The sequence below is a fragment of the Piscinibacter sp. genome (genome assembly GCF_050175855.1).
Classification (GTDB): domain Bacteria; phylum Pseudomonadota; class Gammaproteobacteria; order Burkholderiales; family Burkholderiaceae_C; genus Piscinibacter.
Map to the genome: position 1 here is coordinate 1 of NZ_JBFXIO010000005.1, position 24,199 is coordinate 24,199.

The window sequence follows — 24,199 nt, forward strand, 5'->3', positions numbered from 1 at the left end:
TGGGGCCGTAAAGGTTGGTGTAGGCATGTGCGGCCGACCAGGGCGGCAGCGTGGCGTTGTACTGCGCGCTGTTGAAGGCGGCTTCGGTGCCCGTCGTGGCCACCGCGGTGGCGGCCGGCGCCGGCGCTTCGGCCGTCGCCGCATCGGCGGCCACGCCGGACTCGGCCAGTTCCTCGGCTGTCAGCTCGGCCGGCAGCACGTCCCAGGTGAGCTGCTCGGCCACGCCGTAGGCGCGCACCTTCGGCATGGTGCGCCAGTTGTCGATGCTGCCGGTCGGGCACGGCGGAACACAGGCCATGCAGAAGTTGCACTTGTCGGCATCGACCACGTAGTTGCGCGAGTCGTGCGTGATCGCGCCCACCGGGCAGGTGGCCTCGCAGGTGTTGCAGCGGATGCAGATCTCCGGGTCGATCAGGTGCTGCCTGATCACCTCGGCATTGACGGCCATGTCCATCACCTTGTCTCCTCTAGACGCAAGGGGCCCGTAGGCCCCTTGCAGCTGCCTCGATGATGCGCGAAATCAGTTGAAGCGCACGTATTCGAAGTCCACCGGCTGGCGGTTGATGCCCATCACCGGCGGCGCGATCCAGTTGGCGAACTTGCCCGGCTCGACGACGCGGCCCATCAGGCTGGCGACGAAGGCGCGGTCACCGCCGGAGGGCAGCCACTCATCGACCTTGGCGGCCCACTCGGCTTCGCTGATGACGCGGCCATCCGGGCTCACCTTCACGCCGGACAGCGCGCCGATGTTGCGGTGGAAGGCCTTGTGGGGCGTCTTCAGGCGGAACGGGATGCCGGCCTTCTCGATCACCTTGTTCCAGCGCTCCACGCCGGCGATCGAATCCTTGATGTAGTCGTCGCGCAGCACTTCGTTCAGCGCGTTGAGCATCGGCACTTCCTTCTCGACGAGCTGGCCGTTGGCGGCATTGAGCACGCGGTAGGTCTGGCCCTTGAGCAGGTGGTCGTCGTTGCGCTTGCCTTCCTCGAAGCGGCCCTTCAGGCCCGTCGAGTAGAAGGTCGCGGCGTTGCTCGACTCGTCGGCGCCGAACAGGTCGATCGTCACCGAGAAGTGGAAGTTCAGGTAGCGCTGCAGCGTCGGCAGGTCGATCACGCCGGCCTCGCGCAGCTTCTTCGGGTCGTCGGTCTTCAGCTCGTTCATCATCTGGCAGGTGCGCTGGATGACGCGGCTCACGCCCGACTCGCCCACGAACATGTGGTGCGCTTCCTCGGTCAGCATGAACTTCGTGGTGCGGGCGAGCGGGTCGAAGCTCGACTCGGCCAGCGCGCACAGCTGGAACTTGCCGTCGCGGTCGGTGAAGTAGGTGAACATGAAGAACGACAGCCAGTCGGGCGTCTCTTCGTTGAAGGCCTGCAGGATGCGCGGGTTGTCCTGCTGGCCCGAGCGGCGCTCGAGCAGGGCCTCGCCTTCCTCGCGGCCGTCGCGGCCGAAATACTTGTGCAGCAGGTAGACCATCGCCCACAGGTGGCGGCCTTCCTCGACGTTCACCTGGAACAGGTTGCGCAGGTCGTACTGGCTCGGGCAGGTCAGGCCGAGATGGCGCTGCTGCTCGACCGACGCCGGCTCGGTGTCGCCCTGGGTCACGATGATGCGGCGCAGGTTGGCGCGGTATTCGCCGGGCACGTCCTGCCAGGCGTCTTCGCCCTTGTGGTCACCGAAGTGGATCTTGCGGTCCTTCTCGGCCGGGTTCAGGAAGATGCCCCAGCGGTAGTCGGGCATCTTCACGTGGCCGAACTGCGCCCAGCCCTGCGGATCGACGCTCACCGCGGTGCGCAGGTAGACATCGAAGTCCTGCGAGCCGTCCGGGCCCATGTCCTGCCACCAGCTCAGGTAGTTCGGCTGCCACTGCTCGAGCGCGCGCTGCAGCGTGCGGTCTTCGCTGAGGTTGACGTTGTTGGGGATCTTCTCGCTGTAGTTGATCGTGCTCATGTCTCGTCCTTGGTGATCGTCAAACTCGGTTCCAGTCGAAGGCGGCCTTGTCGCCCTTGCCGTACACCTTCAGGGCACCCTTGTCGCCCACGGCGTTGGGGCGCTGGAAGATCCAGTTCTGCCAGGCGGTGAGGCGGCCGAAGACGCGGGTGAACATGTTCTCCGGGCCGTTGAAGCGCAGGTTGGCTTCCATGCCGGTCAGCGCATCGGGGCTCATCGCCACGCGCTCCTCGATGGCGATGCGGGTCTCGTCGGCCCAGTCGATGTCGTCCGGGTTGCTGGTCACCAGGCCGAGCTTGAAGGCGGCGTCGGCATCCAGCGCCTGGCCGGCGGCGGCGCGCACGGCGTCCAGCGCCGGAGCCTCTTCGTAGAAGCGGCGCTGCAAGCGGCTCTGGCCGGTGATCATCGGGTACAGGCCGAAGTTGGCCTCGCCGACCGTGAGCTTGGGCGTCTTGGCGGCGTCGTCCGGCAGCATCAGCATGTAGCTGCGGTCGCAGGCCAGCGCCAGCTCGAGGAAGCTGCCGGCGAAGCAGGAGCCCGGCTCGATCAGCGCATACAGGCTGCGCGAGCTGAGGTCGATGCGGCTGAAGGTGCGGCGGAGATACCCGACCGTCTCGCGCACCAGCCAGTGGCTGGCGTTGGCGGCCAGCGTGGCGTCCATCGCCAGCACGGCGGCGGCGTCGCCTTCGGTCTTCATCAGCCACAGGCCGATGTCGAGCTCGTTGGTGCGCATCTCGAGGATGGCGTCTTCCAGCTGGCGGGCCAGCTGCAGCGGATACCACTCGGAGCCCGCGGCCTCGATGCCGGCGACGTCGGTCGGCTGCGCGCCGGTGGGTGCCTTCACCGTGAACACGGCGGTGCGCTTGGCACGGTCGATTTCGACGGTGACGAACGGATAGCGCAGCGCGTTGGCCTCGATCGTGCGGGTCAGCGGCGTCAGTGCCACACCCTTGCCGCCGGCCGGCCGGTCGCTCGCCTTGGCAAGCTCCAGCGCGCGCTCCTGAACCTTCGCCGCGAACTGCGCCGGCTTGGCGATGTCGTCGACCAGGCGCCACTCCTTGGCCTTCTGGCCGCGCACGCCTTCGTTGGTGGTGCAGAAGATGTCGGCCAGGTCGTGGCGCACCTTGCGCTTGTCGGTCACGCGGGTCAGGCCGCCGGTGCCGGGCAGCACGCCCAGCAGCGGCACTTCCGGCAGGCTGACCGCGCTGCTGCGGTCGTCGACGAGGATGATCTCGTCGCAGGCCAGGGCCAGCTCGTAGCCGCCGCCGGCGCAGGCGCCGTTGACGGCGGCCAGGAACTTCAGGCCGCTGTTCTTCGAGGAGTCTTCCAGGCCGTTGCGCGTCTCGTTGGTGAACTTGCAGAAGTTCACCTTCCAGGCGTGGCTGGAGACGCCGAGCATGAAGATGTTGGCGCCGGAGCAGAACACCTTCTCCTTGGCGCTGGTGACGACCACCGTGCGCACCTCGGGGTGCTCGAAGCGGATGCGGTTGATCGCGTCGTTCAGCTCGATGTCGACGCCGAGGTCGTAGCTGTTGAGCTTGAGCTTGTAGCCGGGGCGCAGGCCGCCGTTCTCGTCGAAGTCGGCGGCCAGCGTGGCCACCGGGCCCTCGAACTTGAGTTTCCAGTGCTTGTATTGGGCAGGGGCGGTCTGGTAGTCGACGCGGTCAGTGGTCATCGGTGTCTCCCGGTCAGGATGCAAGGGGCTGCAGGTGTCTGGTCAACTTCTTGGCCAGCGAATGAGTAGCAGCATAGTGCATGAGTTTTCAGGAGTCAAGCAAAAGATGCAGTTTTTTGCATGCCCCCGTTTTGACACGGAATCAGGCTGGCAGCTCGAGGGCCTCCCGCACCAGCGCGCGCAGGGCGACGAAGGTGGGCTCCAGCGGCTGAGCGCTGGTATCGAGCTGGAACTCCGCCTTGGAGTAGAAGGCGGCGCGCCCGGCCAGGATGGACTTGAGGTCTTCCATTGCCTCGCGGCTGGCTGCCATCGGGCGGGTGTCGCCCTGAGCGAGCACTCGCTTCATATGGTCCTCCGCATCCGCCTGCAGCCAGACGGTGGTGCAGTGGGCCAGCAGCAGGTTGAAGTTGGCCGGGTCGGAGACGATGCCGCCGGGCGTGGCGATCACCGCTTCCGGATAGATCTGGATCGATTCCTCCAGCGCCCGGCGCTCGTAGCGGCGGTAGGCGTTCTGGCCGTACAGCGCCTGGATCTCGCTGATGCTGCAGCCGGCGAACTTCTCGATCTCGCGGCTGAGCTCGACGAACGGAAAACCCAGGTCTTCGGCCAGCATGGCGCCGAGCGTCGACTTGCCCGCGCCACGCAGGCCGATCAGCGCCACCTGCTGGCTGCGCTTGCGACCGTGGCTGGCGTTCGCACCGCCGGTTCCGAGCATCTCGCCCACCGCCACGCGCACCCGGTGCAGCGTCGCTTCGTCGCGGTTCTCGAGCAGCTCGCGCAGCATCAACCATTCGGGTGAGCTGGTGGTCACATCGCCTAGAAGCTCGGCCAGCGAGCACTGCAGCGCCCTGGCGACGTCGAGCAGCACCAGCACCGAGACGTTGCCCACGCCGTACTCCAGGTTGGCCAGGTGGCGCTCCGAGACATCGGCCGCCACCGCCAGCGCCTTGCGCGTCATGCCGCGCCGCGAGCGCAGGGCCCGCGCCCGCTCGCCGAGCGCGACCAGGAATGGGTTCTTGGCCTCTTCGCCGTCGACGAACGCTTCGCTGTCGACCTGGGGATTCCCCGGAGCTTGCAATATAGTGCTTGACATGGTCGGGTTCGAACCCTAAAGTGCCTGCAAGCACAATACTGCATCCCCTGCGGCAAGGCAAGGCGGATGCATGTTTCGGAGACCGGACCATGACCCCCGACAAGTTCCGCGCGCAGATCGCCGCGCTGGCCGCCCAGATCGCCGGCCGCCCGCTGAATGCCGCGCTCGACGACTGGCTCAACCGCGAGCACGGCGCCGCCAGCACCACCTATGCGGAACTGAAGGCCAGCTGCGAGGCCGGCGCGGCCGAAGGCTGGCTGTGCAACCGCGAAGGCGGCGGCATCAAGTACGGCCGCATCTTCAAGCCGGCCGACGACCTCTACGGCTTCTCGGTCGACGTGGTCGACATGACCGACATCGCCGGCCCGCACCACGTGCACCCGAGCGGCGAGATCGACCTGGTGATGCCGCAAGGCGGCGACGCCACCTTCGACGGCCGCCCCGCCGGCTGGGTGGTGATGCCGCCGGGCAGCGCCCATCGCCCCACCGTGAGCCAGGGCCGCGCGCTCGTGCTCTACCTGCTGCCGCAAGGCGCGATCGAATTCACCAAGTGACGCCACCATGAGCGAACTCCTGAAGAACTTCCTCGGCGGCCGCTGGGTCGCCGGCACCGGAGCCGGTACCGCGCTGTTCGACCCGGTGCTCGGCCAGGAAGTGGCGCGCGTCGATGCGTCCGGGCTGGACCTGCGCGCCGGCTTCGCCTTCGCGCGTGAGGCCGGCGGCGCGGCGCTGCGGGCCATGACCTACCGCGAGCGCGCCGCGATGCTGGCCGCCGCCGTGAAGGTGCTGCAGGCCAAGCGCGACGACTACTACGCCATTGCCACCGCCAACAGCGGCACGGTGAAGAACGACTCGGCGGTGGACATCGACGGCGGCATCTACACGCTGTCCACCTACGCCAAGCTCGGCGACGGCCTCGGTGATCGCCGCTTCCTGCTCGACGGCGAGCCGGCGCGCCTGGCCAAAGAGCCGCTGTTCCAGAGCCAGCACGTGCTGGTGCCCACGCGCGGGCTGGCGCTGTTCATCAACGCCTTCAACTTCCCGAGCTGGGGCCTGTGGGAGAAGGCGGCGCCCGCGCTGCTGTCAGGCGTGCCCGTGGTGGTCAAGCCGGCCACCGCCACCGCCTGGCTCACGCAGCGCATGGTGCAGGACGTGGTCGACGCCGGCGTGCTGCCTGCGGGCGCGCTCTCGGTGGTGTGCGGCAGCTCGGCGGGCCTGATGGACGCGCTCGAGCCCTTCGACGTCGTCTCGTTCACCGGCTCGGCCGACACCGCCGCGCTGATCCGCTCGCATGCCGCGGTGACGCAGCGCTCGGTGCGCGTGAACATCGAGGCCGACAGCGTCAACAGCGCACTGCTGCTCGAAGGCGCCGCGCCGGGCAGCGAGGCTTTCGAGCTGCTGGTCAAGGAAGTGGCGCGAGAGATGACGCAGAAGTCGGGCCAGAAGTGCACGGCCATCCGGCGTGTGTTCGTGCCGGAGGCGCTGTACGCCAGCGCCGCCGAGGCGATCTCGGCGCGTCTGGCCAAGACCACCGTGGGTAACCCGCGCAACGAGAGCGTGCGCATGGGTGCGCTGGTCAGCCGCGCACAACTCAACGCCGTGCGCGAGGGCCTGGCGCACCTGCAGGCCCAGGCCGAGACCCTGCACGACGGCGCCAGGCACGCGCTGGTCGATGCCGACCCGGCCGTGGCCTGCTGCGTCGGGCCGACGCTGCTGGGCGCGCGCAATCCCGCGGGCAGCGACGCCAGCGATCGCATCCACGACACCGAAGTCTTCGGCCCCGTCGCGACGCTGGTGCCCTACCGCGACCACGCGCACGCGCTGCAACTGATCGCGCGCGGACAGGGCTCGCTGGTGGCGTCCCTCTACGGCAGCGATGCACAGGCGCTGGCCGACGCGGCACTCGAACTCGCGCCGCTGCACGGCCGTGTGCACGTGATCAGCCCCGACGTCGCCGCGCTTCACACCGGCCACGGCAACGTGATGCCGCAGTCGCTGCACGGCGGCCCTGGCCGCGCCGGTGGCGGAGAGGAACTGGGGGGACTTCGCGCGCTGAACTTCTATCACCGCCGTGCCGCCGTCCAGGCGAGCACCGCCACGCTGAACCATCTGGCCTGAGCCGGAGGAGACACACCATGACCCAGACAGACACCGCCAACGTCATTGCGCCGCCGGAGCACTTCAACTTCGCGCAGCACCTGCTCGGCCTGAACGCCGCCCGCGCGAGCAAGGCCGCCTTCATCGACGACGCCGGCACCGTCACCTACGGCGAGCTGGCCGACCGCGTGAAGCGCCTGGCCGCCGGCCTGCGCGGCCTGGGCCTCAAGCGCGAGGAACGCGTGCTGCTGCTGATGCAGGACTGCGCCGACTGGCCGGTGAGCTTCCTCGGCGCGATGTACGCCGGCGTGGTGCCGGTGGCCGTCAACACGCTGCTCACCGCCGATGACTATGCCTACATGCTGGAGCACAGCCGCGCGCAGGCGGTGCTGGTGTCGGGCACGCTGCTGCCGGCGCTGACCAGCGCGCTGATCAAGTCCGACCACGAGGTGCAGAAGGTCATCGTGTCGCGTCCGGTCGCGCCGCTGCACCCGGCCGAGGTGGAGTTCGAGGCCTTCCTCGCCGCGCAGACGCCGATGGCCAAGCCCGCCGGTACCGGACCGGACGATCCGGGCTTCTGGCTCTATTCGTCGGGATCCACGGGCCGCCCCAAGGGCACCGTGCATTCGCACGCCAACCCCTACTGGACCTCCGAGCTGTATGGCCGCAACGTGCTCGGCCTGACCGAGCGCGACGTGTGCTTCTCCGCCGCCAAGCTGTTCTTCGCCTACGGCCTGGGCAACGGCCTCACCTTCCCGATGAGCGTGGGCGCCACCACGATCCTGATGGCCGAGCGGCCGACGCCCGACGCCACCTTCAAGCGCTGGACCGGTGGCGTGGGCGGAACGAAGCCCACGGTGTTCTACGGCGCCCCCACCGGCTTCGCGGGCATGCTGGCCAGCCCCAACCTGCCGAAGAAGAGCGAGGTCGCGCTGCGGCTCGTTTCTTCCGCCGGCGAGGCGCTGCCGGCAGAACTCGGCGAGCGCTTCAAGACGCACTTCGGCGTCGACATCGTCGACGGCATCGGCTCCACCGAGATGCTGCACATCTTCATCAGCAACCGGCCCGACAAGGTGCGCTATGGCACTACCGGCTGGCCGGTGCCGGGCTATCAGATCGAGCTGCGCGGCGACGACGGAGCGGCCGTGCCCGACGGCGAGCCCGGTGACCTGTACATCCACGGCCCGAGCGCCGCGATGATGTACTGGGGCAACCGCCAGAAGACGCGCGACACCTTCCAGGGCGGCTGGACCAAGAGCGGCGACAAGTACATCCGCAACGCCGACGGCAGCTACACCTACGGCGGCCGCAGCGACGACATGCTCAAGGTCAGCGGCATCTACGTCTCGCCCTTCGAGGTCGAGGCCACGCTGGTGCAGCACCCGGCGGTGCTCGAGGCCGCGGTGATCGGCGTGCCGGATGCCGAAGGCCTGACCAAGACCAAGGCCTACGTGGTGCTCAAGCCGGGCGGCGAGGCGACGGATGCCGAGCTCAAGGCCTTCGTGAAGGACAAGCTCGCGCCCTACAAGTACCCGCGCCAGATCGTCTTCGTGGCCGACCTGCCGAAGACGGCCACCGGCAAGATCCAGCGCTTCAAGCTGCGCGAACTCGAGAAGGGCGCGCAGTGAAGGGCGTGCCAAGCGCCGGGCCGCTCCCAAGCCGGCACGCATCCCCTCGGGGGATCGACCGCGGTACGCCGCGGTCGAGGGGCTGACATGTCCGCCTTCGTCGACATCGACTGGCGCGGCAAGCGCGTGCGCATCGAGCACGCCCTCATCGCGCCGGAGCGCAAAGGCGCACCGCTGCTCGTGTTCCTGCACGAGGGCCTCGGCTCGCTGTCGATGTGGCGTGACTTCCCGAGGGCGCTCTGCGACGCCGCCGGCGTGCGCGGCCTGGTGTACTCGCGCCCCGGCTACGGCCGCTCGACGCCGCGCGCGCCGGAAGAAGCCTGGGACCTCGATTTCATGCATCGCCAGGCGCACGAGGTGCTGCCCGGCCTGCTCGAAGCGCTCGACATCGACGCCACGCACGACAAGCCCTGGCTGTTCGGTCACAGCGACGGCGGCTCGATCGCCCTGCTGTATGCCGCGAAGTTCCGTGAGGCCATTGCCGGCGCCATCGTGCTCGCGCCGCACATCCTCGTCGAAGATCTCTCGGTCTCGAGCATCGCCAAGGCGAAGACCGCCTACGAGACCACCGACCTGAAACAACGCCTCGCGAAGTACCACGACGACCCCGACTCCGCCTTCTGGGGCTGGAACCGCATCTGGCTGCATCCGCCCTTCAAGCAGTGGTCGATCGAGGAGGAGATCGCCGCCATCGCCTGCCCGCTGCTGGCGGTGCAGGGCCTGGACGACGAGTACGGCACGCTGGAGCAGATCCGCGGCATCGCCCGCCGCGTGCCTCAGACGCAACTGCTCGAACTGCCGGACTGCGGCCACTCGCCGCACAAGGATCAACCCAAGGCGCTGATCGACGCCGCCACCCGATTCATTCGTTCGCAAGACCGTTCATGAAACCCGGAGACAAACGCCCATGAAGTTCAAGACCCTCGCCCTCGCCGCTGCGCTCCTCGCTGCCGCCAACGCCGCGCAGGCGCAAGGCGCCAAGCTCAAGGTCGGCCTGATGCTGCCGGCCACCGGTACGTTCGCTGCGCTGGGCAGCGCCATCGAGAACGGTTTCAAGCTCTACGTGGCCGAGCAGGGCGGCAAGCTCGGCGGGCGCGAGATCGAGTTCGTCAAGGTCGACGACGAGAGCGACCCTGCCAAGGCCACCGACAACGTCAACAAGCTGATCAAGCGCGACAACGTCGACGTGCTGGTGGGCACGGTGCACTCCGGCGTGGCGATGGCGATGGCCAAGGTCGCCAAGGACACCGGAACGCTGCTGTTCGTGCCGAACGCCGGCGCCGACGCGGTGACCGGCCCGATGTGCGCGCCGAACATCTTCCGCTCCAGCTTCAGCAACTGGCAGCCGGGCTACGCGATGGGCGAGGTGATGGCCAAGAAGGGTCACAAGAACGTCGTCACCATCACCTGGAAGTACGCCGCGGGCGACGAGTCGGTGAAGGGCTTCAAGGAGGCCTTCGAGAAGGCTGGCGGCAAGGTGGTCAAGGAACTGTCCCTGCCCTTCCCGGGCGTCGAGTTCCAGGCGCTGCTGACCGAGATCGCCGCGACCAAGCCCGACGCCGTCTACACCTTCTTCGCCGGTGGCGGCGCGGTGAAGTTCGTCAAGGACTATGCCGCCGCGGGCCTGAAGAAGAACATCCCGCTGTACGGCGCCGGTTTCCTGACCGACGGCACGCTGGAAGCGCAGGGCTCCGATGCCGACGGCCTGCTGACCACGCTGCACTACGCCGACAGCCTGAACACGCCCCGCGACAACAGCTTCCGCCTCGCCTACGCCAAGGCCTACAAGCTGCAGCCCGACGTCTATGCCGTGCAGGGCTACGACGCCGCGCAGATGCTGGGCATCGGCCTGGCCGCGGTGAAGGGCGACGTGAGCAAGAAGGCCGAGATTGCCGCGGCGATCGAGCGCGCGAAGATCGACAGCCCGCGCGGCGCGTTCAGCGTCTCCAAGGCGCACAACCCGGTGCAGGACATCTATCTGCGCCAGGTGAGCGGCAAGGAGAACAAGCTGGTGAGCGTGGCCTCGAAGGCGCTCGCCGACCCGGGCCGCGGCTGCCGCATGTAAGCCGGCCCGCCCGACACCCTGTTCCACCGCACCAACGGCCGCCCTCGCGGCGGCCGTGAGGGGAGGCTTTTCGCATGGACCTCGCGACGTTCCTGATCCAGTGCCTCAACGCACTGCAGTACGGCCTGCTGCTGTTCCTCGTGGCCAGCGGCCTGACGCTGATCTTCGGGATCATGGGCGTGATCAACCTCGCCCACGGCAGCTTCTACATGATCGGCGCCTACATGGCCTTCGCGCTGGCGCCGGTCGTGGCGTCCACCTTCGGCGGCGGCTTCTTCGCCACGCTGCTGGTGGGCACGGTGCTCGCGGTGGCCCTGGGCTACGTGCTCGAGTGGGCCTTCTTCAGCTTCCTCTACGAACGCGAACACCTGCAGCAGGTGCTGATGACCTACGGGCTGATCCTGGTCTTCGAGGAACTGCGCAGTCTCGCGGTGGGTGACGACGTGCACGGCGTGCAGCCGCCGGAGATCCTCTCCGGCACGCTGCCGCTGGGCGAGATGATGACCTACCCGGTCTACCGCCTGTTCGTCAGCGGCGTGTGCCTGCTGCTGGCACTCGGCATGTGGTTCGTCTTCACGCGCACGCGGCTGGGCATGATGATCCGCGCCGGCAGCACCAACCGCGAGATGGTGCAGAGCCTGGGCATCGACATCAAGTTCCTCTACCGCGTGGTGTTCGCCGCCGGGGTGGCGATCGCGGTGCTGGCGGGCATGGTGGCCGCACCGGTGTCGAGCGTGTACCCCGGCATGGGCAACTCGGTGCTGATCATCTGCTTCGTGGTGGTGGTGATCGGCGGCATCGGCTCGATCCGCGGCGCGCTGCTGGCGGCGCTGCTGATCGGCGCGGTCGATACCTTCGGCAAGGTGCTGCTGCCGCAGGCCGCCGGCGTGCTGGTCTACGTGCTGATGGCGCTGATCCTGCTGTGGAAGCCGGACGGACTCTTCAAGGCGGCCTGACATGGACAACGTCGATCGTTCCAAGACCGGCTTCGTCGCCGCCTGCTTCCTCGCCCTCGCCGCCCTGCCGCTGCTGGCCGGCAGCTACGGCGTGGACCTCGTCACCAAGATCATGGTCTACGCGATCTTCGCGCTGAGCCTCGAGCTGCTGGTGGGAGCCACCGGCCTGGTGTGCTTCGGCCAGGCGGCTTTCTTCGGCATCGGTGCCTATGCGGCGGTGCTGCTGTCGCCGCAGAGCGAGGCGGCGGGGCTGGGGTGGCTGTTGCCGGTGAGCGTCGCCGCGGCGGCGCTGTATGCGCTGGCGGTGGGTGCCCTGAGCCTGCGCACCAAGGGCGTGTACTTCATCATGGTCACGCTGGCCTTCGCGCAGATGGCCTACTACGTGGTGCACGACACGACGCTCGGCGGCGGCACCGACGGCATCTACCTCTACGTGAAGCCGGTGCTGGGCTCGCTGCTCGACCTCGACGGCGCGCTCACGCTGTACTTCTTCACCCTGGCCTGCCTGGTGGCCACCTTCGTCTTCCTCGCCGTGCTGCTGCGCTCGCGCTTCGGCCGCGCGCTGGCCGGCATCCGCGTCAACGAGCAGCGCATGCGCGCCACCGGCTTCTCCACCTATCCGTACAAGCTCGCGGCGTTCACGGTCTCCGGCGGCATCGCCGGGCTGGCGGGCTTCCTCTTCGCGGTGAAGGACGGCTTCGTCAACCCGGAGATGATGAGCTGGCACCTGTCCGGCGCGGTGCTGATCATGATCATCCTCGGCGGCATCGGCCACCTGCGCGGCGCGTTGATCGGCGCCTTCGCCTTCGCGCTGCTGCAGGAGTTCTTCAAGAGCGAAGCGATCTTCGGCGCCTTCGCCAAGCATTGGCACCTGGGCCTGGGCCTGACCATCATCGCCAGCGTGGCGCTGCTGCCGCGCGGGCTGGTCGGGCTGCCTGCTCAGTGGCGAGAGCGTCTGGTGGGCCGCAGCCGTGCCACCGTCACCCCGCAGGAGGCGCTGAATGAAGGCTGAAGCGAACGGCGCAGTGCTGCTGCGCGGCCGCGAGATCACCCGCCGCTGGGGCGGCCTGGTGGCGGTCGACAAGGTTTCGATCGAGCTCGAGCGCGGCAGCGTGCACGCGGTGATCGGCACCAATGGCGCGGGCAAGAGCACGCTGATCAACATCCTCTCGGGCGAGATCCCGCCTTCGGGCGGCAGCGTCGAACTGCTCGGCCAGGACGTGACCGGTTGGACGCAGCCCAGGCGCGCCCGCGCGGGGCTGGGCCGCAGCTACCAGCGCAACACCATCTACCCGACGTTCACCGTGTACGAGAACTGCCGCCTCGCCGCTCAGGCGCGCACGCAGAAGCCCTGGGCGTGGTGGCAGGACGCACAGGGCTGCGACGCCAGCACGAAGGCGGCCCGCGAGGCCGCGGCCAAGGCGGGCCTGGAGCCCCTGCTCGACCGCGCGGCCGGCCTGCTCAGCCACGGCCAGAAGCGGCAGCTGGAGATCGCGATGTGCCTGGCCACCGCGCCCGAGGTGCTGCTGCTCGACGAGCCGCTGGCCGGCATGGGCGCCGAGGAGACCGAGCGCATGCTCGCGCTGCTGGCCGAACTGCGTGCCGAGCACGCCATCCTGCTGGTGGAGCACGACATGGACGCGGTGTTCCGCATCGCCGACCGCATCACGGTGATGGTCAACGGCTGCGTGATCGCTTCCGACGCGCCCGATGCGATCCGCAGCAATCCGCAGGTGCAGTCGGCCTATCTCGGCCACTGATCTTGGCCACTGATTCGAGGCACGCGATGAACCACGACTACCTGCTCGAAGCCAAAGGCCTGCACGCCTGGTACGGCTCCAGCCACGTGCTGCACGGCATCGACCTGGCCATCGCGCGCGGCCAGACGCTCGGCCTGCTCGGCCGCAACGGCATGGGCAAGAGCACGCTGATCCGCACGCTGCTCGGCCACGTCGCGCAGCGCGAAGGGCGCATCGCCTTCTTCGGGCAGGACGCCTCGAAGGCCAGGCCGCACCAGGTGGCGCGCCTGGGCGTGGCCTACGTGCCCGAAGGCCGTGGCGTCTTCGGCAACCTGACGGTGCGCGAGAACCTGGTGATGGCCGCACGGCCCGGCCGTGAAGGCCGCAACGACTGGAGCTACGAGCGCGTGCTCGACACCTTCCCGCGGCTGAAGGAGCGCCTGGGCAACCTCGGCTCGCAGCTCTCCGGCGGCGAGCAGCAGATGCTGTCCATCGGCCGCGCGCTGATGACGCACCCCGAGCTGATCATCCTCGACGAAGCCACCGAGGGCCTGGCGCCGCTGATCGTGGCCGACATCTGGCGCGTGATCGGCGAGATCCGCGCCAGCGGCATCGCCACGCTGATCGTCGACCGCGACTACCGCAAGGTCCTCGCGCGCAGCGACCGCGCGCTGGTGCTGCAGAAGGGGCAGGTGGTGCTGGAGGGCGAGAGCGAGGCAGTGGCGGCGAATCCGTCGCTGGCGGGTTACCTGGGCGTCTGACGGGCGGCGGTGTGCCCCGACCGGGCCGCCTCGCCGTGGATCCACGCGAGGAAGGCCTCGACCGGCGGCCGGCGCGCATGCCGGGCCGGATAGACCGCGAAATGGGCCTTCACCCTGATGGCCTTGTCCAGCCCGAACACCGGCTTGAGCTTCCCTTCGGCGAGGTGCTGCTCGGCATTGGTGGCGCTCTCCAGCGCCACGCCCAGCCCCTGCGTCGCGGCGTCGAGTGACATCTGCGCGCGGTCGAAGCGAAGCGAGTAGCGATCCGGCGCCCGCAGGTCGGCGAAGCGCTTCAGCCAGTCGGACCACTGCACCACGCTGACGTTGCTCTGGATCAGCGGCACGTCGAGCAGCTGCGCGGTGCGCTTGAGCCGGTGCTCGCGGATGAAGGCCGGGCTCGCCAGCGGCACGATGCGCTCCTCGAACAGCGGCTCCACCACCAGGTCTCCCCACTGCGGCACGCCGTAGCGGATGTCGAGATCGGCCTGGCCCAGAGCGAAGTCGCTGTGCGTGTGGGCGGCGGAGAGGTTCAGCGAGATGTCCGGGTGGGCCTCGGCGAAGCGGCGCAGTCTCGGCATCAGCCACAGGCTCGCCAGCGTCGGCGCGGAGTGCACGTACAGGCTGTTGCCCACGCCCTGGCGCAGGTCGTCTGTCGCCGAGGCGATCGCCTTCAGCGCGCCAGCCACGCGCTCGAGGTACTGCTCGCCGGCCACGCTCAGCCGAACGCCGTGCGCGCTGCGCTCGAACAGCTTCACGCCGAGGTCCGATTCGAGCCGCGCGACCTGGTGGCTGATCGCCGAAGCCGTGAGGTGAAGTTCGGCGGCGGCCACCGCGAAGCTGCGCCGCCGCGCGACCGCCTCGAAGGCCAGCAGGTTGGTGACGGGGGGCAAGGAGGCCATCGGGTTGACCCTCACGTTGGATGACGAAACGTCATCTTAGGGTGAAAAAACATCGCTTGTCGTCACGCCAACCGGCGCCGACCATTCGCAGCACGTTCCCCACGAACCCGGAGATGGAAGACATGCTGCTCAAGGACAAGGTTGCCGTGATCACCGGTGGCGCCGGCATCAACGGCCTCGGCTATGCCACCGCACGCCAGATGGCTGCCCAGGGGGCGCGTGTGGTCATCCTGGACCTCGCGCGCGCCGAACCCGCCACCGCCGCGGCGCGCCTGGGCGAGGGCCATCTCGGCCTGGTCGCCGACGTGACCGACAAGGCGGCCTGCGAGGCGGCCGCCGCCGCGGTGCTGAAGGCCTTCGGGCGCATCGACATCCTCGTCAACAACGCCGGCATCACCCAGCCGGTGAAGACGCTCGAGATCACCGGCGCCGACTACGACCGCATCCTCGACGTCAGCCTGCGTGGCACGCTGTACATGTCGCAGGCGGCGCTGCCGGCCATGCGCCAGCAGAAGTCGGGTTCCATCGTCTGCATCTCGTCGGTCTCGGCGCAGCGCGGCGGCGGCATCTTCGGCGGCCCGCACTACTCCGCGGCCAAGGCCGGCGTGCTCGGCCTGGCGCGTGCGATGGCGCGCGAGTTCGGGCCGGACAACATCCGCGTCAACTGCATCACCCCGGGCCTGATCGAGACCGACATCACCGCCGGCAAGCTGTCCGACGCGAAGAAGGCCGAGATCAACTCGACCATCCCGCTGGCCCGCCTGGGCCGCGCCGACGACGTGGCCGGCGCCTGCGTGTTCCTCGCCAGCGACCTGTCCGCCTACTGCACCGGCATCACGCTCGACGTGAACGGCGGCATGTTGATCCACTGATTCCCTCCACCGACACCCCAGGAGACAAGCGACCATGCATCGCCAAACTTTCGTTCGCACCCTGCTCGCCGCCGCTGCCGGCGCCTTCTGCCTCGCCGGCGCCCAGGCCCAGGCGGTGAAGCTGACCCTCGGCCACGGCGCCGCCGTCGGCAACCCGCGTCACGAGGCCTCGGTCAAGTTCGCCGAAGTCGTGAAGGCGAAGTCAGGAGGCCGCATCGAGGTGCAGGTGGCACCCTCGGCGCAGCTCGGCGACGACGCGGCGATGGTGACCGCGCTGCGCACCGGCGCGCTCGACATGAGCGCCAACTCGCAGGGCGCAGTGGCCAATGCGGTGCCCGAGTACGCCGCGTTCGGCATGCCGTTCCTGTTCTCCAGCCCGGCGGCGGCCTTCAAGCTGCTCGACGGCCCGCTCGGCAAGGAGCTGGCCGACAAGTCGGCCGAGAAGGGCCTGGTGCTGCTGGGCACCTGGGACAACGGCATCCGCCAGATGACCAACAGCAAGCGTCCGATCAGCAAGGTCGAGGACATGAAGGGCCTGAAGATGCGCGTGCCGCCCGACGCGACGCTGGTGGACATCATGAAGTCGCTCGGTGCCGAGTCGCAGCAGATCAAGTTCGCCGAGCTCTACGTGGCGCTGCAGCAGGGCGTGGTCGATGGCCAGGAGAACCCGCTGGTCAACATCCACGCGAGCAAGCTCTACGAGGTGCAGAAGCACCTGGCGATGACCAACCACCAGTTCCAGATGACGCCGTTCCTGATGAGCAAGCGCAGCTGGGACAAGCTCTCCGACGCCGACAGGAAGGCCGTGCAGGAGGCCGCCGCCGAGGCCACCGCGCTGCAGCGCAAGCTGTCGGCCGAGGCCGACGACAAGCTGCTCGTCGAGCTCAAGGCCAAGGGCGTGCAGGTGACGACGCCGGACAAGGCCGCCTTCGCCAAGGCCACCGCCGACGTCACGGCGAAGTGGGAAGCCGGCCCGATCGGCGCCTACGTGAAGAAGGTCGTCGCCGCCGCGCAGGCGCAGTGACCCCGCGCGGGCGCCGCCGGCGCCCGCGACACAACAAGGAGACAACGATGCGAGCTGCCGAGCCGGGGCCTGTCGATCGCGCCATCACGGCCCTCTGTCGCGTGGTGCTGTGGCTGTCCACCAGCGTGATCTTCGCGATCCTGGTGGCCAACACGGTGCTGCGCTACGCCACCGGGACGAGCCTGCAGTGGGCCAACGAGGTCCCGGAACTGCTGTTCCCCTGGCTGGTGATGGCCGGGGTGGTGCTCGCGGCCCAGCACGGCGCGCACATTGCCACCACCTTCCTGATGGAAGCGCTGCCGGCGGTGGCCAGGCGCATCGTCGCCACGCTCGCCTGGGCCGTGGTGGCCGGCCTGTACGCGACGCTGGCCGGGGCGACCTTCCGCATGCTCGAGATCGTGCACGACGAGAAGTCGCCCATCCTGCAGATGCCGGGTTCGATCACCTACGCCTGCGTGATGGGGGGCATGGCGCTGCTCGCGGTGCTCGCGCTGCAGTCGGCCTGGCGAGTCTGGCATGCACGGCCGACCGACGAAGCCACCCCCGCCGAACCGCCCGTGCCGGCGGCCCACTGGTGAGCGCCAGCCTCGCGAAGGAGTCGTCATGAGTGCATTGATCCTGGTCGTCTTCATGGCCGCCGCCGTCGCGGCCATGCCCATCGCCCACGCGCTGCTGGTGGCCGCGATGGCCGCCGCTGCCAGCTCAGACCGCGTGCCGCTGGACCTGCTGGTGCAGCAGATGGTGGCGCAGGTGCAGAGCTTCCCGTTGATCGCCATTCCGTTCTTCATGCTGACCGGCACGCTGATGATGGGCGGCAAGCTCGGCGAGGCGCTGATCGGCGTGCTGTCCACATTGCTCGGCCGCTTCCACGGCGGCCCGGCCCAGGTGGGCGTGCTGTCGTCGACGCTGTTCGGCGGCGTCTCGGGCTCGGCGGTGGCCGATGCCTCGGCCATCGGCTCGCTGCTGATCCCCTGGCACAAGCGCCTGGGCTACCCGGCGGCGTTCTCCGCGGCCACGCTGGCGGCGGCGGCCACGATCGACATCCTGATCCCGCCGTCGATCCCGATGATCCTGTTCGCGCTGACGTCGAATGCATCGATCGCGTCGCTGTTTCTTGCCGGCGTGCTGCCGGGCGTGCTGATGTGCGGCGGCTTCATGGCGGCCTGCTGGTGGGTCGGCCGCCGGCGCAGCTTCCCGCGCGAGACGGCGCCGTTCGACGCCGCCGCGTTCCGCCGCCACCTCGCCTACGCCTCGCCGGCGGTGATCCTGCCGGTGCTGATCATCGTCTTCCTGCGCTTCGGCATCGCCACGCCGACGGAGGTGGCCGTGCTGTCCACGCTGTATGCGGGAGTGGTCTCGGCCCTGATCTACCGCGACCTCGGCTGGAAGCGCCTGAACGACGCCATCGTGCATGCCGGCCTGGCCACCGGCGTGGTGCTGCTGGTGATCATGGCGTCGGCCGCGATCGGCTGGCTGCTCACCTTCGACCAGATGCCTCAGGGCGTGGCCCAGTGGGTGCAGCAGAACGTGCACGCCAAGTGGCTGGTGATCCTGCTGATGAACGTGATGATGCTGTTCCTCGGCATGTTCATCGACCTGCCGGCCGCCGTGCTGCTGCTCACGCCGGTGTTCGTGCCGCTGGCCAACGCCATCGGCATGGACATGACGCAGCTCGGGATCATGATGGTCGTGAACCTGGCCATCGGCCTGTACACGCCGCCGGTGGGCACCACGCTGTTCATCACCAGCGCGCTGGCCAAGGTGAAGGTGGGCCACACGGTGCGCGAACTGGGGCCGTTCTATCTCGTCGCCTTCAGCGTGCTGGCGCTCGTGTCCTACGTGCCGGCCTCCATCCTCAAGTGACATCCCCGAAGGGAACCCGAATGAACCAACGACTGCAAGACCTGTCGCGCTCGGCCTGGCGCATCCGACGCTACGCCGTGCGCATGGGCGAGGTGCAAGGCCAGGGCTACATCGGCCAGGCGCTGGGCTGGGCCGACGTGCTGGCCGTGGCCTACCGCCATGCGTTGAACCTGCGGCCCGCCGAGCCCGAATGGGAAGGCCGCGACCGCTTCCTGCTCTCGCACGGGCACTACGCCATCGCGCACTACGCCGCGCTCATCGAGGCCGGCGTGATCCCCGAGAGCGAGCTCGAGACCTACGGCAGCGACGACAGCCGCCTGCCGATGTCGGGCATGGCCACCTACACGCCGGGCATGGAGATCTCCGGCGGCTCGCTCGGCCAGGGCCTGGTGATCGGCGTGGGCATGGCGCTGGGCCTGAAGCAGAAGAAGAACCCGGCCTTCGTCTACAACTCGATGTCCGACGGCGAGCTCGACGAAGGCTCGACCTGGGAAGCCGCGATGGCCGCGGCGCACCACCGGCTCGACAACCTGATCTGCCTGGTCGACATCAATAACCAGCAGGCCGACGGCCCTTCGACCAAGGTGCTGGGCTTCGAGCCGCTGCACGACAAGTGGGCGGCCTTCGGCTGGCACGTGCAGCGCGTCAAGGGCAACGACCTGGCGGCCGTGCTGCAGGCCTTCGACACCGCGCGGACGCTGAAGGACGCGAAGCCGCGCGTGATCCTGTTCGACACGCTGATGGGCAAGGGCGTGCCCTTCCTGGAGCAGCGCGAGAAGAACCACTTCATCCGCGTCGACCCGCCCGAGTGGCAGCAGGCCCTCGACATCCTCGACCAAACCCGCCCCGAAGGAGCCCTGGCATGAGCAGCGCCACCGTGACCGAGAAGAAGCCGAAGCTGACCACCTCGGCGATGATCGCCTCCATCGCCTCGGAGGGTCAGCGCGTCAAGGCCGCGCCGTTCGGCAAGGCGCTGGTGGACTACGCGGCGAGCCGCCCCGAGGTGGTGGGCCTCACCGCCGACCTGGCCAAGTACACCGATCTGCACCTGTTCGCGCAGGCCTACCCCGAGCGCTTCTTCCAGATGGGCATGGCCGAGCAACTGCTGATGGGCACGGCCGGCGGCCTGGCGAAGGAAGGCCTGGTGCCGTTCGCCACCACCTACGCGGTGTTCGGCACGCGCCGCGCCTACGACTTCATCCACCAGGTGATCGCCGAGGAGAACCTGAACGTCAAGATCTGCTGCGCGCTGCCCGGCCTGACCACCGGCTACGGCCCCAGCCACCAGGCCACCGAGGACCTGGCGATGATGCGCGGCGTGCCTGGGCTGACCATCGTCGATCCCTGCGACGCGCTGGACATCGAGCAGGCGGTGCCGCAGATCGCCGCGCACAAGGGCCCGGTCTACATGCGCCTGCTGCGCGGGCAGGTGCCGCTGGTGCTCGACGAGATCGAGGGTGGAATCAACAACTACAGCTTCGAGCTCGGCAAGGCCAAGACCCTGCGCGAGGGCGAAGACGTGCTCGTCATCTCCAGCGGCATCCTGACCATGCGTGCGCTCGAGGTGGCGCAGGACCTGGCCCGTGACAAGATCGGCGTCTCGGTGCTGCACTGTCCGACCATCAAGCCGCTGGACGAGGCGGCCATCGTCGAGGCGGTGCGCTACAAGCACCGGCTCGTCGTGGTGGCCGAGAACCACTCGGTGGTCGGCGGGCTCGGCGAGGCCGTGGCGAGCGCACTGCTGCGCCACCGTGTGCAGCCGGCGGGCTTCCAGCTGGCCGGGCTGCCGGATGCCTTCCTCGATGCCGGTGCGCTGCCCACGCTGCACGACCGCTACGGCATCAGCCGGCAGGCGCTTGGCGCGCGGATCAAGGGCTGGCTGGGCTGACCCGGCTCGGCCGGCGCCACGCCGGGCGTCAGGCTGGAAAGCGCACCTGCACCGCGAGACCGCCCAGCGCCCCCGAGCGCGCGGTCTCGACCTGCGCCCCGTGCACCGCCGCGATGCGCCGCACGATCGACCAGCCCAGGCCGCTGCCGGGCGCGGCGGTGCCGAGCACGCGGAAGAAGCGCTCGCCGAGGTGCGAGCGCTGTTCGTCACTCAGCCCCGCCCCGCTGTCCTCGACGCGCAGCACGACACCGCCGGCCTCGCGCGCCAGCGTCACCACCACGCGCACGCCGTCGCCGCCGTAGCGCAGTGCGTTGTCGGCGAGGTTGCGCAGCAGCACGGCCAGCAACGTGGCGTTGCCGCGCACGGGCCACGTGCCTTCGGCCTCGAGTTCGAGCGACTGGCCGCGCGCCATCGCCGCCGGCGCCAGCTCGGCGAGCACCTCGCGCGCGATCGCCGCCAGGTCCACCGTCTCGCGCGGGCCGGAGTCGGTGGACTCCAGCCGCGCCAGTGTCAACAGCTGCTCGACGAGCCGCGTGGCGCGATCGCAACCGGCCAGCGTGGCCGCCAGCGCCTGCGCACGGGCAGCGTCGTCGCTGCCCGCCCCCTGAGCCACCTGCGCCTGCGCGCGGATCGCCGCGATCGGCGTGCGCAGCTCGTGGGCGGCGTCGGCGGTGAAGCGGCGTTCGCTTTCCAGCAGCGAGGCGATGCGCGCGAACAGGTCGTTCAGTGCCGTCACCAGTGGCGAGATCTCGCTGGGCAGGCTGTTGCCGGCCGCGTCGTGGGCGATCGGCTGCAGCGCCCGCGGCTCGCGCTCGGCAATCGCCCGGCCGATGCGCCGCAGAGGCAGCAAGCCTTGCCGCACCGCCCACCACAGCAGCAGGGCCAGCACCGGCAGGGCCACCAGCATCGGGGCGATCAGCCCCCGCAGCAGGCCTTCGAGGATGGATTCGCGCGAGTCGAGTTCCTCGCCGACGTAGACCTGCATCCGCCGCTCGCGGCCCTGCGCTGCGAAAACGCGCCAGCGCTCGCCGGCGATCTTCGCGGTGGTGAAGCCGCGCTGGATGCCGGCCATCGGCGCGTCCGGCGCGTTGGCCGAGCGCGCCACCAGTTCGCCCTTGCGCCAGACCTGGAAGGCGACCTTGGGCGCGTAGCGGTGCAGCGCGGGAGCGTCGATGCGCTCGTCGTCCTCCGGCTCCTCGATCTCGTCGACCTGGCGCACGATCAGCAGCGCGGCGGCCTGGGCCAGGTGGCCGTCGAGCAGCTCGTCGAGTTCGCCCTGTGCCTCGCGCCAGGTGAAGGCGGCGGCGGCCAGCCAGACGGCCAGCATGCTGGCCAGCGCGAGCACCAGCACGCGCGCCTGCAGGGAGCGCGGCAGCTTCACGAGGGCGCGCGCGCGATGGCGTAGCCGACGCCGCGCACGGTCTGGATCAGCGAGGGCTTCAGCTTGCGGCGCAGGTGGTGGATGTGCACCTCGACGGCGTTGCTCTCCACCTCCTGGCCCCAGCCGTAGATGCGCTGCTCGAGCTGTTCGCGCGAGAGCACGCGGCCGTCGGCGAGCATCAGCGCGTGCAGCACGTCGAACTCGCGCGCCGAGAGGTTCACCGGCTCGCCGTCGAGCGTCACCAGCCGCTTGGCGGCGTCGAGCACCACGCCGTCGAGGGCGAGCTGCTGCTCGGCCACGCCGTGGGCGCGGCGCACCAGCGCGCGCAGCCGGGCGGCGAGTTCGTGCAGGTCGACCGGCTTGAGCACGTAGTCGTCGGCGCCGAGGTCCAGGCCGCGGATGCGCTCGCTCACCGCATCGCGCGCCGTCAGCACCAGCACCGGCAGCTTCACGCCTTCGGCGCGCACGGCATGGAGCACGTCCATGCCGTCCTTCATCGGCAAGCCGAGGTCGAGCACCGCGGCGTCGTGGCTGGCGTTGCGCAGCTCGCGCTCGGCAGCCTGGCCGTCGCGCACCCAGTCGACCTGGAAGCCGAGCTGGCGCAGCCCGGCGCGCAGCCCGTCGCCGAGCAGCGGATCGTCCTCGACGAGCAGGATGCGCATGGCCGGATTGTCAGTCGTCGTCGTGGTCGGCCGACTTGTCGTGGCTCAGCGCAGCCGCCTGGGCCAGCGAGGCCGGCGGCGCCGACTCGTACTGCATCCACCAGAAGCCGAGCACGGCGGCCAGCAGCGCGGCGGCCAGCGGCGCCCAGGCGCGGCGGATACCCTCGGCGGCCGGCACCGGCTTGCGGCCGGTGAACATCGCGCGCACCAGGTTCTCCTTGTGCACGAAGCTGCTCACCACCACGCCGGCCACGTGCACGACTACCAGCATCATCATCGCGTTGGCCGCGCCCTCGTGCAGCTCTTCCAGCCACTCGCCGCCCAGGTCGTTGTAGGTGGCGAAGCCGCTCGCGGCCGTGACGGCGATCAGCACCAGCAGGCCCACGATGGCCAGCGCGCCGGCCGGGTTGTGGCCGGTGTGGTGCTCGGGGTGCCGGCCGACCAGCGACTTGAGGTAGCCGATCACCGCGCGCGGCCCGCGCACGAAGCTGGCGAAGCGGGCGTAGCGCGTGCCGACCAGGCCCCACAGCACGCGGAAGGCGAGCAGGCCGGCCATGGTGTAGCCCAGCGTGACGTGCACCAGCCGCCAGTGCTCGCTCTCGGCGGTGAGCCAGGCGCCGGCGAAGCACAGCACCAGCAGCCAGTGGAAGACGCGCACGGGCACGTCCCACACCAGCGTCGAAGGGGTTCGGGTGTCGGTGTTCATGGTGTCGCTCCTTCGGCTCAGCGCGGGATGCTGATGCCGTCTTCGTCGTAGTCGCCCTCGTTGGCGCCGCGGTGGCAGGCGCTGCAGTTCGAGGCGCTCTTGATCGCCGGGCGGCTCCAGGCCGCCTTCGGCACCTCGCGGTGCTCGCGGATGAACCAGTCGCCGCGGGTGATGCGGTCTTCAGGCGGCGCGCTGCGGGCTCGCTTGCCGCTGCCGGCGTGGGCCAGCACCCAGTCGCCGATGGATTTCCGCATGGCAGCGTCGAGCGAGGCATCGGTGCCGTAGTGCTTGTCGAGGCTGCCCATCAGCCGCTGCCAGGATTCCTTCGGCAGCAGTGCCGGCGGGTAGGGCGTGTGGCAGGCGCCGCACTCCTGCACGTAGGCCGGCGAGAGCGTGTAGCGGTCGCTGTCGGCGTGGGCCAGCGTAGCGCTCAGCGTGAAGGCCAGCGCCAGCGGCGCAAGCAGCGCGAATCGGATAGCGGTCATGGCGCGGCCCCACACTTCAGCGTCATCAGCCAGGCCAGCACGTCGGCCTTTTCGCCGGGCGTGCACTCTCGGCCGAGCGCGTCGTTGCAGTTGCGGCGAAACCACTTCTCGGTCTTGGCGACGTCGGTGAAGCGTTCGGCGTTGGCGGCGGGCGCCAGCGGCTGGATCGCCTTGCCGGTGGAGGCGTGCTTGCCCATGCCGGTGGGCGTGGCGCCGTGGCAGGACGAGCAGCTCCACTCCTTCGGCCCCTGCGTGGCGAAGAATTTCTGGCCGCGCGTCGGGTCGGCAGCGGTCTTGGCAGCGGCGCTGTAGCCGGCGAGCTGCTCGGCGGGGGTGGCGGCCTGCGCGCCGGCGGCGGCCAGCGCGAGGGCGATCAGCAGCGGGGTGGTCTTCTTCATGGCGACTCCTGTTCGGTGTCGCCATGGTCGCGGTGCGGGTTTAAGGAACTCTTAGCACC

25 protein-coding genes are annotated in these 24,199 nt (G+C 69.4%); 15 read left to right on the forward strand and 10 right to left on the reverse strand.

From position 1 onward, the window contains the following. From AB7U92_RS01030 to AB7U92_RS01045, 4 genes are all read right to left on the reverse strand, one after another. On the reverse strand, positions 1-454 hold a 454-nt coding region (locus tag AB7U92_RS01030), incomplete at its 3' end, for a 4Fe-4S binding protein (RefSeq protein ID WP_428573862.1). A 66-nt stretch (positions 455-520) separates the two neighbouring features. Next, the gene (gene boxB / locus AB7U92_RS01035) at positions 521-1,948 is read right to left on the reverse strand and encodes a benzoyl-CoA 2,3-epoxidase subunit BoxB (protein ID WP_428573864.1); all 1,428 of its coding nucleotides are present in this window, start codon (positions 1,946-1,948) and stop codon (positions 521-523) included. A gap of 19 nt (positions 1,949-1,967) precedes the next feature. Further along, positions 1,968-3,623 carry a 2,3-epoxybenzoyl-CoA dihydrolase gene (gene boxC / locus AB7U92_RS01040; protein WP_428573866.1) on the reverse strand — a complete coding sequence of 552 codons (1,656 nt, stop codon included), beginning with the start codon at positions 3,621-3,623 and terminating at the stop codon, positions 1,968-1,970. 142 nt (positions 3,624-3,765) lie between these two features. Then, a complete protein-coding gene (locus AB7U92_RS01045; protein ID WP_428573868.1) occupies positions 3,766-4,716 on the reverse strand; it encodes a helix-turn-helix transcriptional regulator in 951 nt (316 codons plus the stop codon). 89 nt (positions 4,717-4,805) lie between these two features. Between AB7U92_RS01045 and AB7U92_RS01050 the strand changes: the two genes are divergently transcribed. From AB7U92_RS01050 to AB7U92_RS01090, 9 genes are all read left to right on the forward strand, one after another. After that, positions 4,806-5,270 (forward strand): DUF4863 family protein, encoded by a 465-nt coding sequence (locus AB7U92_RS01050; RefSeq protein WP_428573870.1) that lies wholly within the window; start codon positions 4,806-4,808, stop codon positions 5,268-5,270. Between the two features lie 7 nt (positions 5,271-5,277). Next, a complete protein-coding gene (locus AB7U92_RS01055; RefSeq protein ID WP_428573872.1) occupies positions 5,278-6,834 on the forward strand; it encodes a 3,4-dehydroadipyl-CoA semialdehyde dehydrogenase in 1,557 nt (518 codons plus the stop codon). A gap of 17 nt (positions 6,835-6,851) precedes the next feature. Next, on the forward strand, positions 6,852-8,441 hold the full coding sequence (locus tag AB7U92_RS01060) for a benzoate-CoA ligase family protein (protein ID WP_428573874.1): 1,590 nt from the start codon (positions 6,852-6,854) through the stop codon (positions 8,439-8,441). An 87-nt stretch (positions 8,442-8,528) separates the two neighbouring features. After that, a complete protein-coding gene (locus tag AB7U92_RS01065; RefSeq protein WP_428573876.1) occupies positions 8,529-9,329 on the forward strand; it encodes an alpha/beta fold hydrolase in 801 nt (266 codons plus the stop codon). A gap of 19 nt (positions 9,330-9,348) precedes the next feature. Beyond that, on the forward strand, positions 9,349-10,506 hold the full coding sequence (locus tag AB7U92_RS01070; protein ID WP_428573878.1) for an ABC transporter substrate-binding protein: 1,158 nt from the start codon (positions 9,349-9,351) through the stop codon (positions 10,504-10,506). 74 nt (positions 10,507-10,580) lie between these two features. After that, on the forward strand, positions 10,581-11,462 hold the full coding sequence (locus AB7U92_RS01075) for a branched-chain amino acid ABC transporter permease (RefSeq protein WP_428573880.1): 882 nt from the start codon (positions 10,581-10,583) through the stop codon (positions 11,460-11,462). Between the two features lies 1 nt (position 11,463). Then, complete coding sequence (locus tag AB7U92_RS01080) at positions 11,464-12,474, forward strand: branched-chain amino acid ABC transporter permease (RefSeq protein WP_428573882.1); 1,011 nt, start codon at positions 11,464-11,466, stop codon at positions 12,472-12,474. Continuing rightward, a complete protein-coding gene (locus tag AB7U92_RS01085) occupies positions 12,464-13,222 on the forward strand; it encodes an ABC transporter ATP-binding protein (protein ID WP_428573884.1) in 759 nt (252 codons plus the stop codon). Before AB7U92_RS01080 ends, AB7U92_RS01085 begins: the two co-directional genes overlap by 11 nt. Positions 13,223-13,248: 26 nt before the next feature. Beyond that, entirely contained in the window at positions 13,249-13,962 is a 714-nt protein-coding gene (locus tag AB7U92_RS01090) for an ABC transporter ATP-binding protein (RefSeq protein ID WP_428573886.1), read from the forward strand. Here AB7U92_RS01090 and AB7U92_RS01095 read toward each other — a convergent pair. Beyond that, complete coding sequence (locus tag AB7U92_RS01095) at positions 13,947-14,861, reverse strand: LysR substrate-binding domain-containing protein (protein WP_428573888.1); 915 nt, start codon at positions 14,859-14,861, stop codon at positions 13,947-13,949. The two genes, AB7U92_RS01090 and AB7U92_RS01095, sit on opposite strands and share 16 nt — an antisense overlap. 122 nt (positions 14,862-14,983) lie before the next feature. On the opposite strand from AB7U92_RS01095, the gene AB7U92_RS01100 reads away from it, so the two are divergent. Genes AB7U92_RS01100 through AB7U92_RS01125 form a run of 6 tightly spaced genes read left to right on the forward strand, consistent with a single transcriptional unit; the run spans position 14,984 to position 20,508 of the window. Continuing rightward, on the forward strand, positions 14,984-15,733 hold the full coding sequence (locus AB7U92_RS01100; protein WP_428573938.1) for an SDR family NAD(P)-dependent oxidoreductase: 750 nt from the start codon (positions 14,984-14,986) through the stop codon (positions 15,731-15,733). Positions 15,734-15,767: 34 nt separating this feature from the next. Beyond that, entirely contained in the window at positions 15,768-16,757 is a 990-nt protein-coding gene (locus AB7U92_RS01105) for a TRAP transporter substrate-binding protein (RefSeq protein ID WP_428573890.1), read from the forward strand. Between the two features lie 47 nt (positions 16,758-16,804). Further along, positions 16,805-17,335 (forward strand): TRAP transporter small permease, encoded by a 531-nt coding sequence (locus tag AB7U92_RS01110; protein WP_428573892.1) that lies wholly within the window; start codon positions 16,805-16,807, stop codon positions 17,333-17,335. A 25-nt stretch (positions 17,336-17,360) separates the two neighbouring features. Next, positions 17,361-18,620: a TRAP transporter large permease gene (locus tag AB7U92_RS01115; protein WP_428573894.1), complete on the forward strand. Its 1,260-nt coding sequence runs from the start codon at positions 17,361-17,363 to the stop codon at positions 18,618-18,620. A 20-nt stretch (positions 18,621-18,640) separates the two neighbouring features. Then, positions 18,641-19,486, forward strand: a complete 846-nt coding sequence (locus tag AB7U92_RS01120) for a transketolase (protein ID WP_428573896.1) — start codon at positions 18,641-18,643, stop codon at positions 19,484-19,486. Beyond that, positions 19,483-20,508 carry a transketolase family protein gene (locus AB7U92_RS01125; protein ID WP_428573898.1) on the forward strand — a complete coding sequence of 342 codons (1,026 nt, stop codon included), beginning with the start codon at positions 19,483-19,485 and terminating at the stop codon, positions 20,506-20,508. The genes AB7U92_RS01120 and AB7U92_RS01125 overlap by 4 nt, the downstream gene beginning before the upstream one ends. Positions 20,509-20,536: 28 nt before the next feature. Here AB7U92_RS01125 and AB7U92_RS01130 read toward each other — a convergent pair whose 3' ends face one another. From AB7U92_RS01130 to AB7U92_RS01150, 5 genes are read right to left on the reverse strand one after another with little or no spacing between them, the layout of a single operon-like run. Next, positions 20,537-21,889 (reverse strand): ATP-binding protein, encoded by a 1,353-nt coding sequence (locus AB7U92_RS01130; RefSeq protein ID WP_428573900.1) that lies wholly within the window; start codon positions 21,887-21,889, stop codon positions 20,537-20,539. Continuing rightward, on the reverse strand, positions 21,886-22,551 hold the full coding sequence (locus AB7U92_RS01135; protein ID WP_428573902.1) for a response regulator: 666 nt from the start codon (positions 22,549-22,551) through the stop codon (positions 21,886-21,888). The genes AB7U92_RS01130 and AB7U92_RS01135 overlap by 4 nt, the downstream gene beginning before the upstream one ends. A gap of 10 nt (positions 22,552-22,561) precedes the next feature. After that, positions 22,562-23,257, reverse strand: a complete 696-nt coding sequence (locus AB7U92_RS01140; RefSeq protein WP_428573904.1) for a cytochrome b/b6 domain-containing protein — start codon at positions 23,255-23,257, stop codon at positions 22,562-22,564. A 17-nt stretch (positions 23,258-23,274) separates the two neighbouring features. After that, the gene (locus tag AB7U92_RS01145) at positions 23,275-23,742 is read right to left on the reverse strand and encodes a diheme cytochrome c (RefSeq protein ID WP_428573906.1); all 468 of its coding nucleotides are present in this window, start codon (positions 23,740-23,742) and stop codon (positions 23,275-23,277) included. Further along, the gene (locus tag AB7U92_RS01150) at positions 23,739-24,140 is read right to left on the reverse strand and encodes a DUF1924 domain-containing protein (protein WP_428573909.1); all 402 of its coding nucleotides are present in this window, start codon (positions 24,138-24,140) and stop codon (positions 23,739-23,741) included. The genes AB7U92_RS01145 and AB7U92_RS01150 overlap by 4 nt, the downstream gene beginning before the upstream one ends. Positions 24,141-24,199 lie beyond the last annotated feature (59 nt).

Bases quoted from the DNA above. Each gene is read 5' to 3' on its own strand.
- boxB (WP_428573864.1), bottom strand. From the start codon at position 1,948: ATGAGCACGATCAACTACAGCGAGAAGATCCCCAACAACGTCAACCTC.
- boxC (WP_428573866.1), bottom strand. From the start codon at position 3,623: ATGACCACTGACCGCGTCGACTACCAGACCGCCCCTGCCCAATACAAG.
- AB7U92_RS01045 (WP_428573868.1), bottom strand. From the start codon at position 4,716: ATGTCAAGCACTATATTGCAAGCTCCGGGGAATCCCCAGGTCGACAGC.
- AB7U92_RS01050 (WP_428573870.1), top strand. From the start codon at position 4,806: ATGACCCCCGACAAGTTCCGCGCGCAGATCGCCGCGCTGGCCGCCCAG.
- AB7U92_RS01055 (WP_428573872.1), top strand. From the start codon at position 5,278: ATGAGCGAACTCCTGAAGAACTTCCTCGGCGGCCGCTGGGTCGCCGGC.
- AB7U92_RS01060 (WP_428573874.1), top strand. From the start codon at position 6,852: ATGACCCAGACAGACACCGCCAACGTCATTGCGCCGCCGGAGCACTTC.
- AB7U92_RS01065 (WP_428573876.1), top strand. From the start codon at position 8,529: ATGTCCGCCTTCGTCGACATCGACTGGCGCGGCAAGCGCGTGCGCATC.
- AB7U92_RS01070 (WP_428573878.1), top strand. From the start codon at position 9,349: ATGAAGTTCAAGACCCTCGCCCTCGCCGCTGCGCTCCTCGCTGCCGCC.
- AB7U92_RS01075 (WP_428573880.1), top strand. From the start codon at position 10,581: ATGGACCTCGCGACGTTCCTGATCCAGTGCCTCAACGCACTGCAGTAC.
- AB7U92_RS01080 (WP_428573882.1), top strand. From the start codon at position 11,464: ATGGACAACGTCGATCGTTCCAAGACCGGCTTCGTCGCCGCCTGCTTC.
- AB7U92_RS01085 (WP_428573884.1), top strand. From the start codon at position 12,464: ATGAAGGCTGAAGCGAACGGCGCAGTGCTGCTGCGCGGCCGCGAGATC.
- AB7U92_RS01090 (WP_428573886.1), top strand. From the start codon at position 13,249: ATGAACCACGACTACCTGCTCGAAGCCAAAGGCCTGCACGCCTGGTAC.
- AB7U92_RS01095 (WP_428573888.1), bottom strand. From the start codon at position 14,861: ATGGCCTCCTTGCCCCCCGTCACCAACCTGCTGGCCTTCGAGGCGGTC.
- AB7U92_RS01100 (WP_428573938.1), top strand. From the start codon at position 14,984: ATGCTGCTCAAGGACAAGGTTGCCGTGATCACCGGTGGCGCCGGCATC.
- AB7U92_RS01105 (WP_428573890.1), top strand. From the start codon at position 15,768: ATGCATCGCCAAACTTTCGTTCGCACCCTGCTCGCCGCCGCTGCCGGC.
- AB7U92_RS01110 (WP_428573892.1), top strand. From the start codon at position 16,805: ATGCGAGCTGCCGAGCCGGGGCCTGTCGATCGCGCCATCACGGCCCTC.
- AB7U92_RS01115 (WP_428573894.1), top strand. From the start codon at position 17,361: ATGAGTGCATTGATCCTGGTCGTCTTCATGGCCGCCGCCGTCGCGGCC.
- AB7U92_RS01120 (WP_428573896.1), top strand. From the start codon at position 18,641: ATGAACCAACGACTGCAAGACCTGTCGCGCTCGGCCTGGCGCATCCGA.
- AB7U92_RS01125 (WP_428573898.1), top strand. From the start codon at position 19,483: ATGAGCAGCGCCACCGTGACCGAGAAGAAGCCGAAGCTGACCACCTCG.
- AB7U92_RS01135 (WP_428573902.1), bottom strand. From the start codon at position 22,551: ATGCGCATCCTGCTCGTCGAGGACGATCCGCTGCTCGGCGACGGGCTG.
- AB7U92_RS01140 (WP_428573904.1), bottom strand. From the start codon at position 23,257: ATGAACACCGACACCCGAACCCCTTCGACGCTGGTGTGGGACGTGCCC.
- AB7U92_RS01145 (WP_428573906.1), bottom strand. From the start codon at position 23,742: ATGACCGCTATCCGATTCGCGCTGCTTGCGCCGCTGGCGCTGGCCTTC.
- AB7U92_RS01150 (WP_428573909.1), bottom strand. From the start codon at position 24,140: ATGAAGAAGACCACCCCGCTGCTGATCGCCCTCGCGCTGGCCGCCGCC.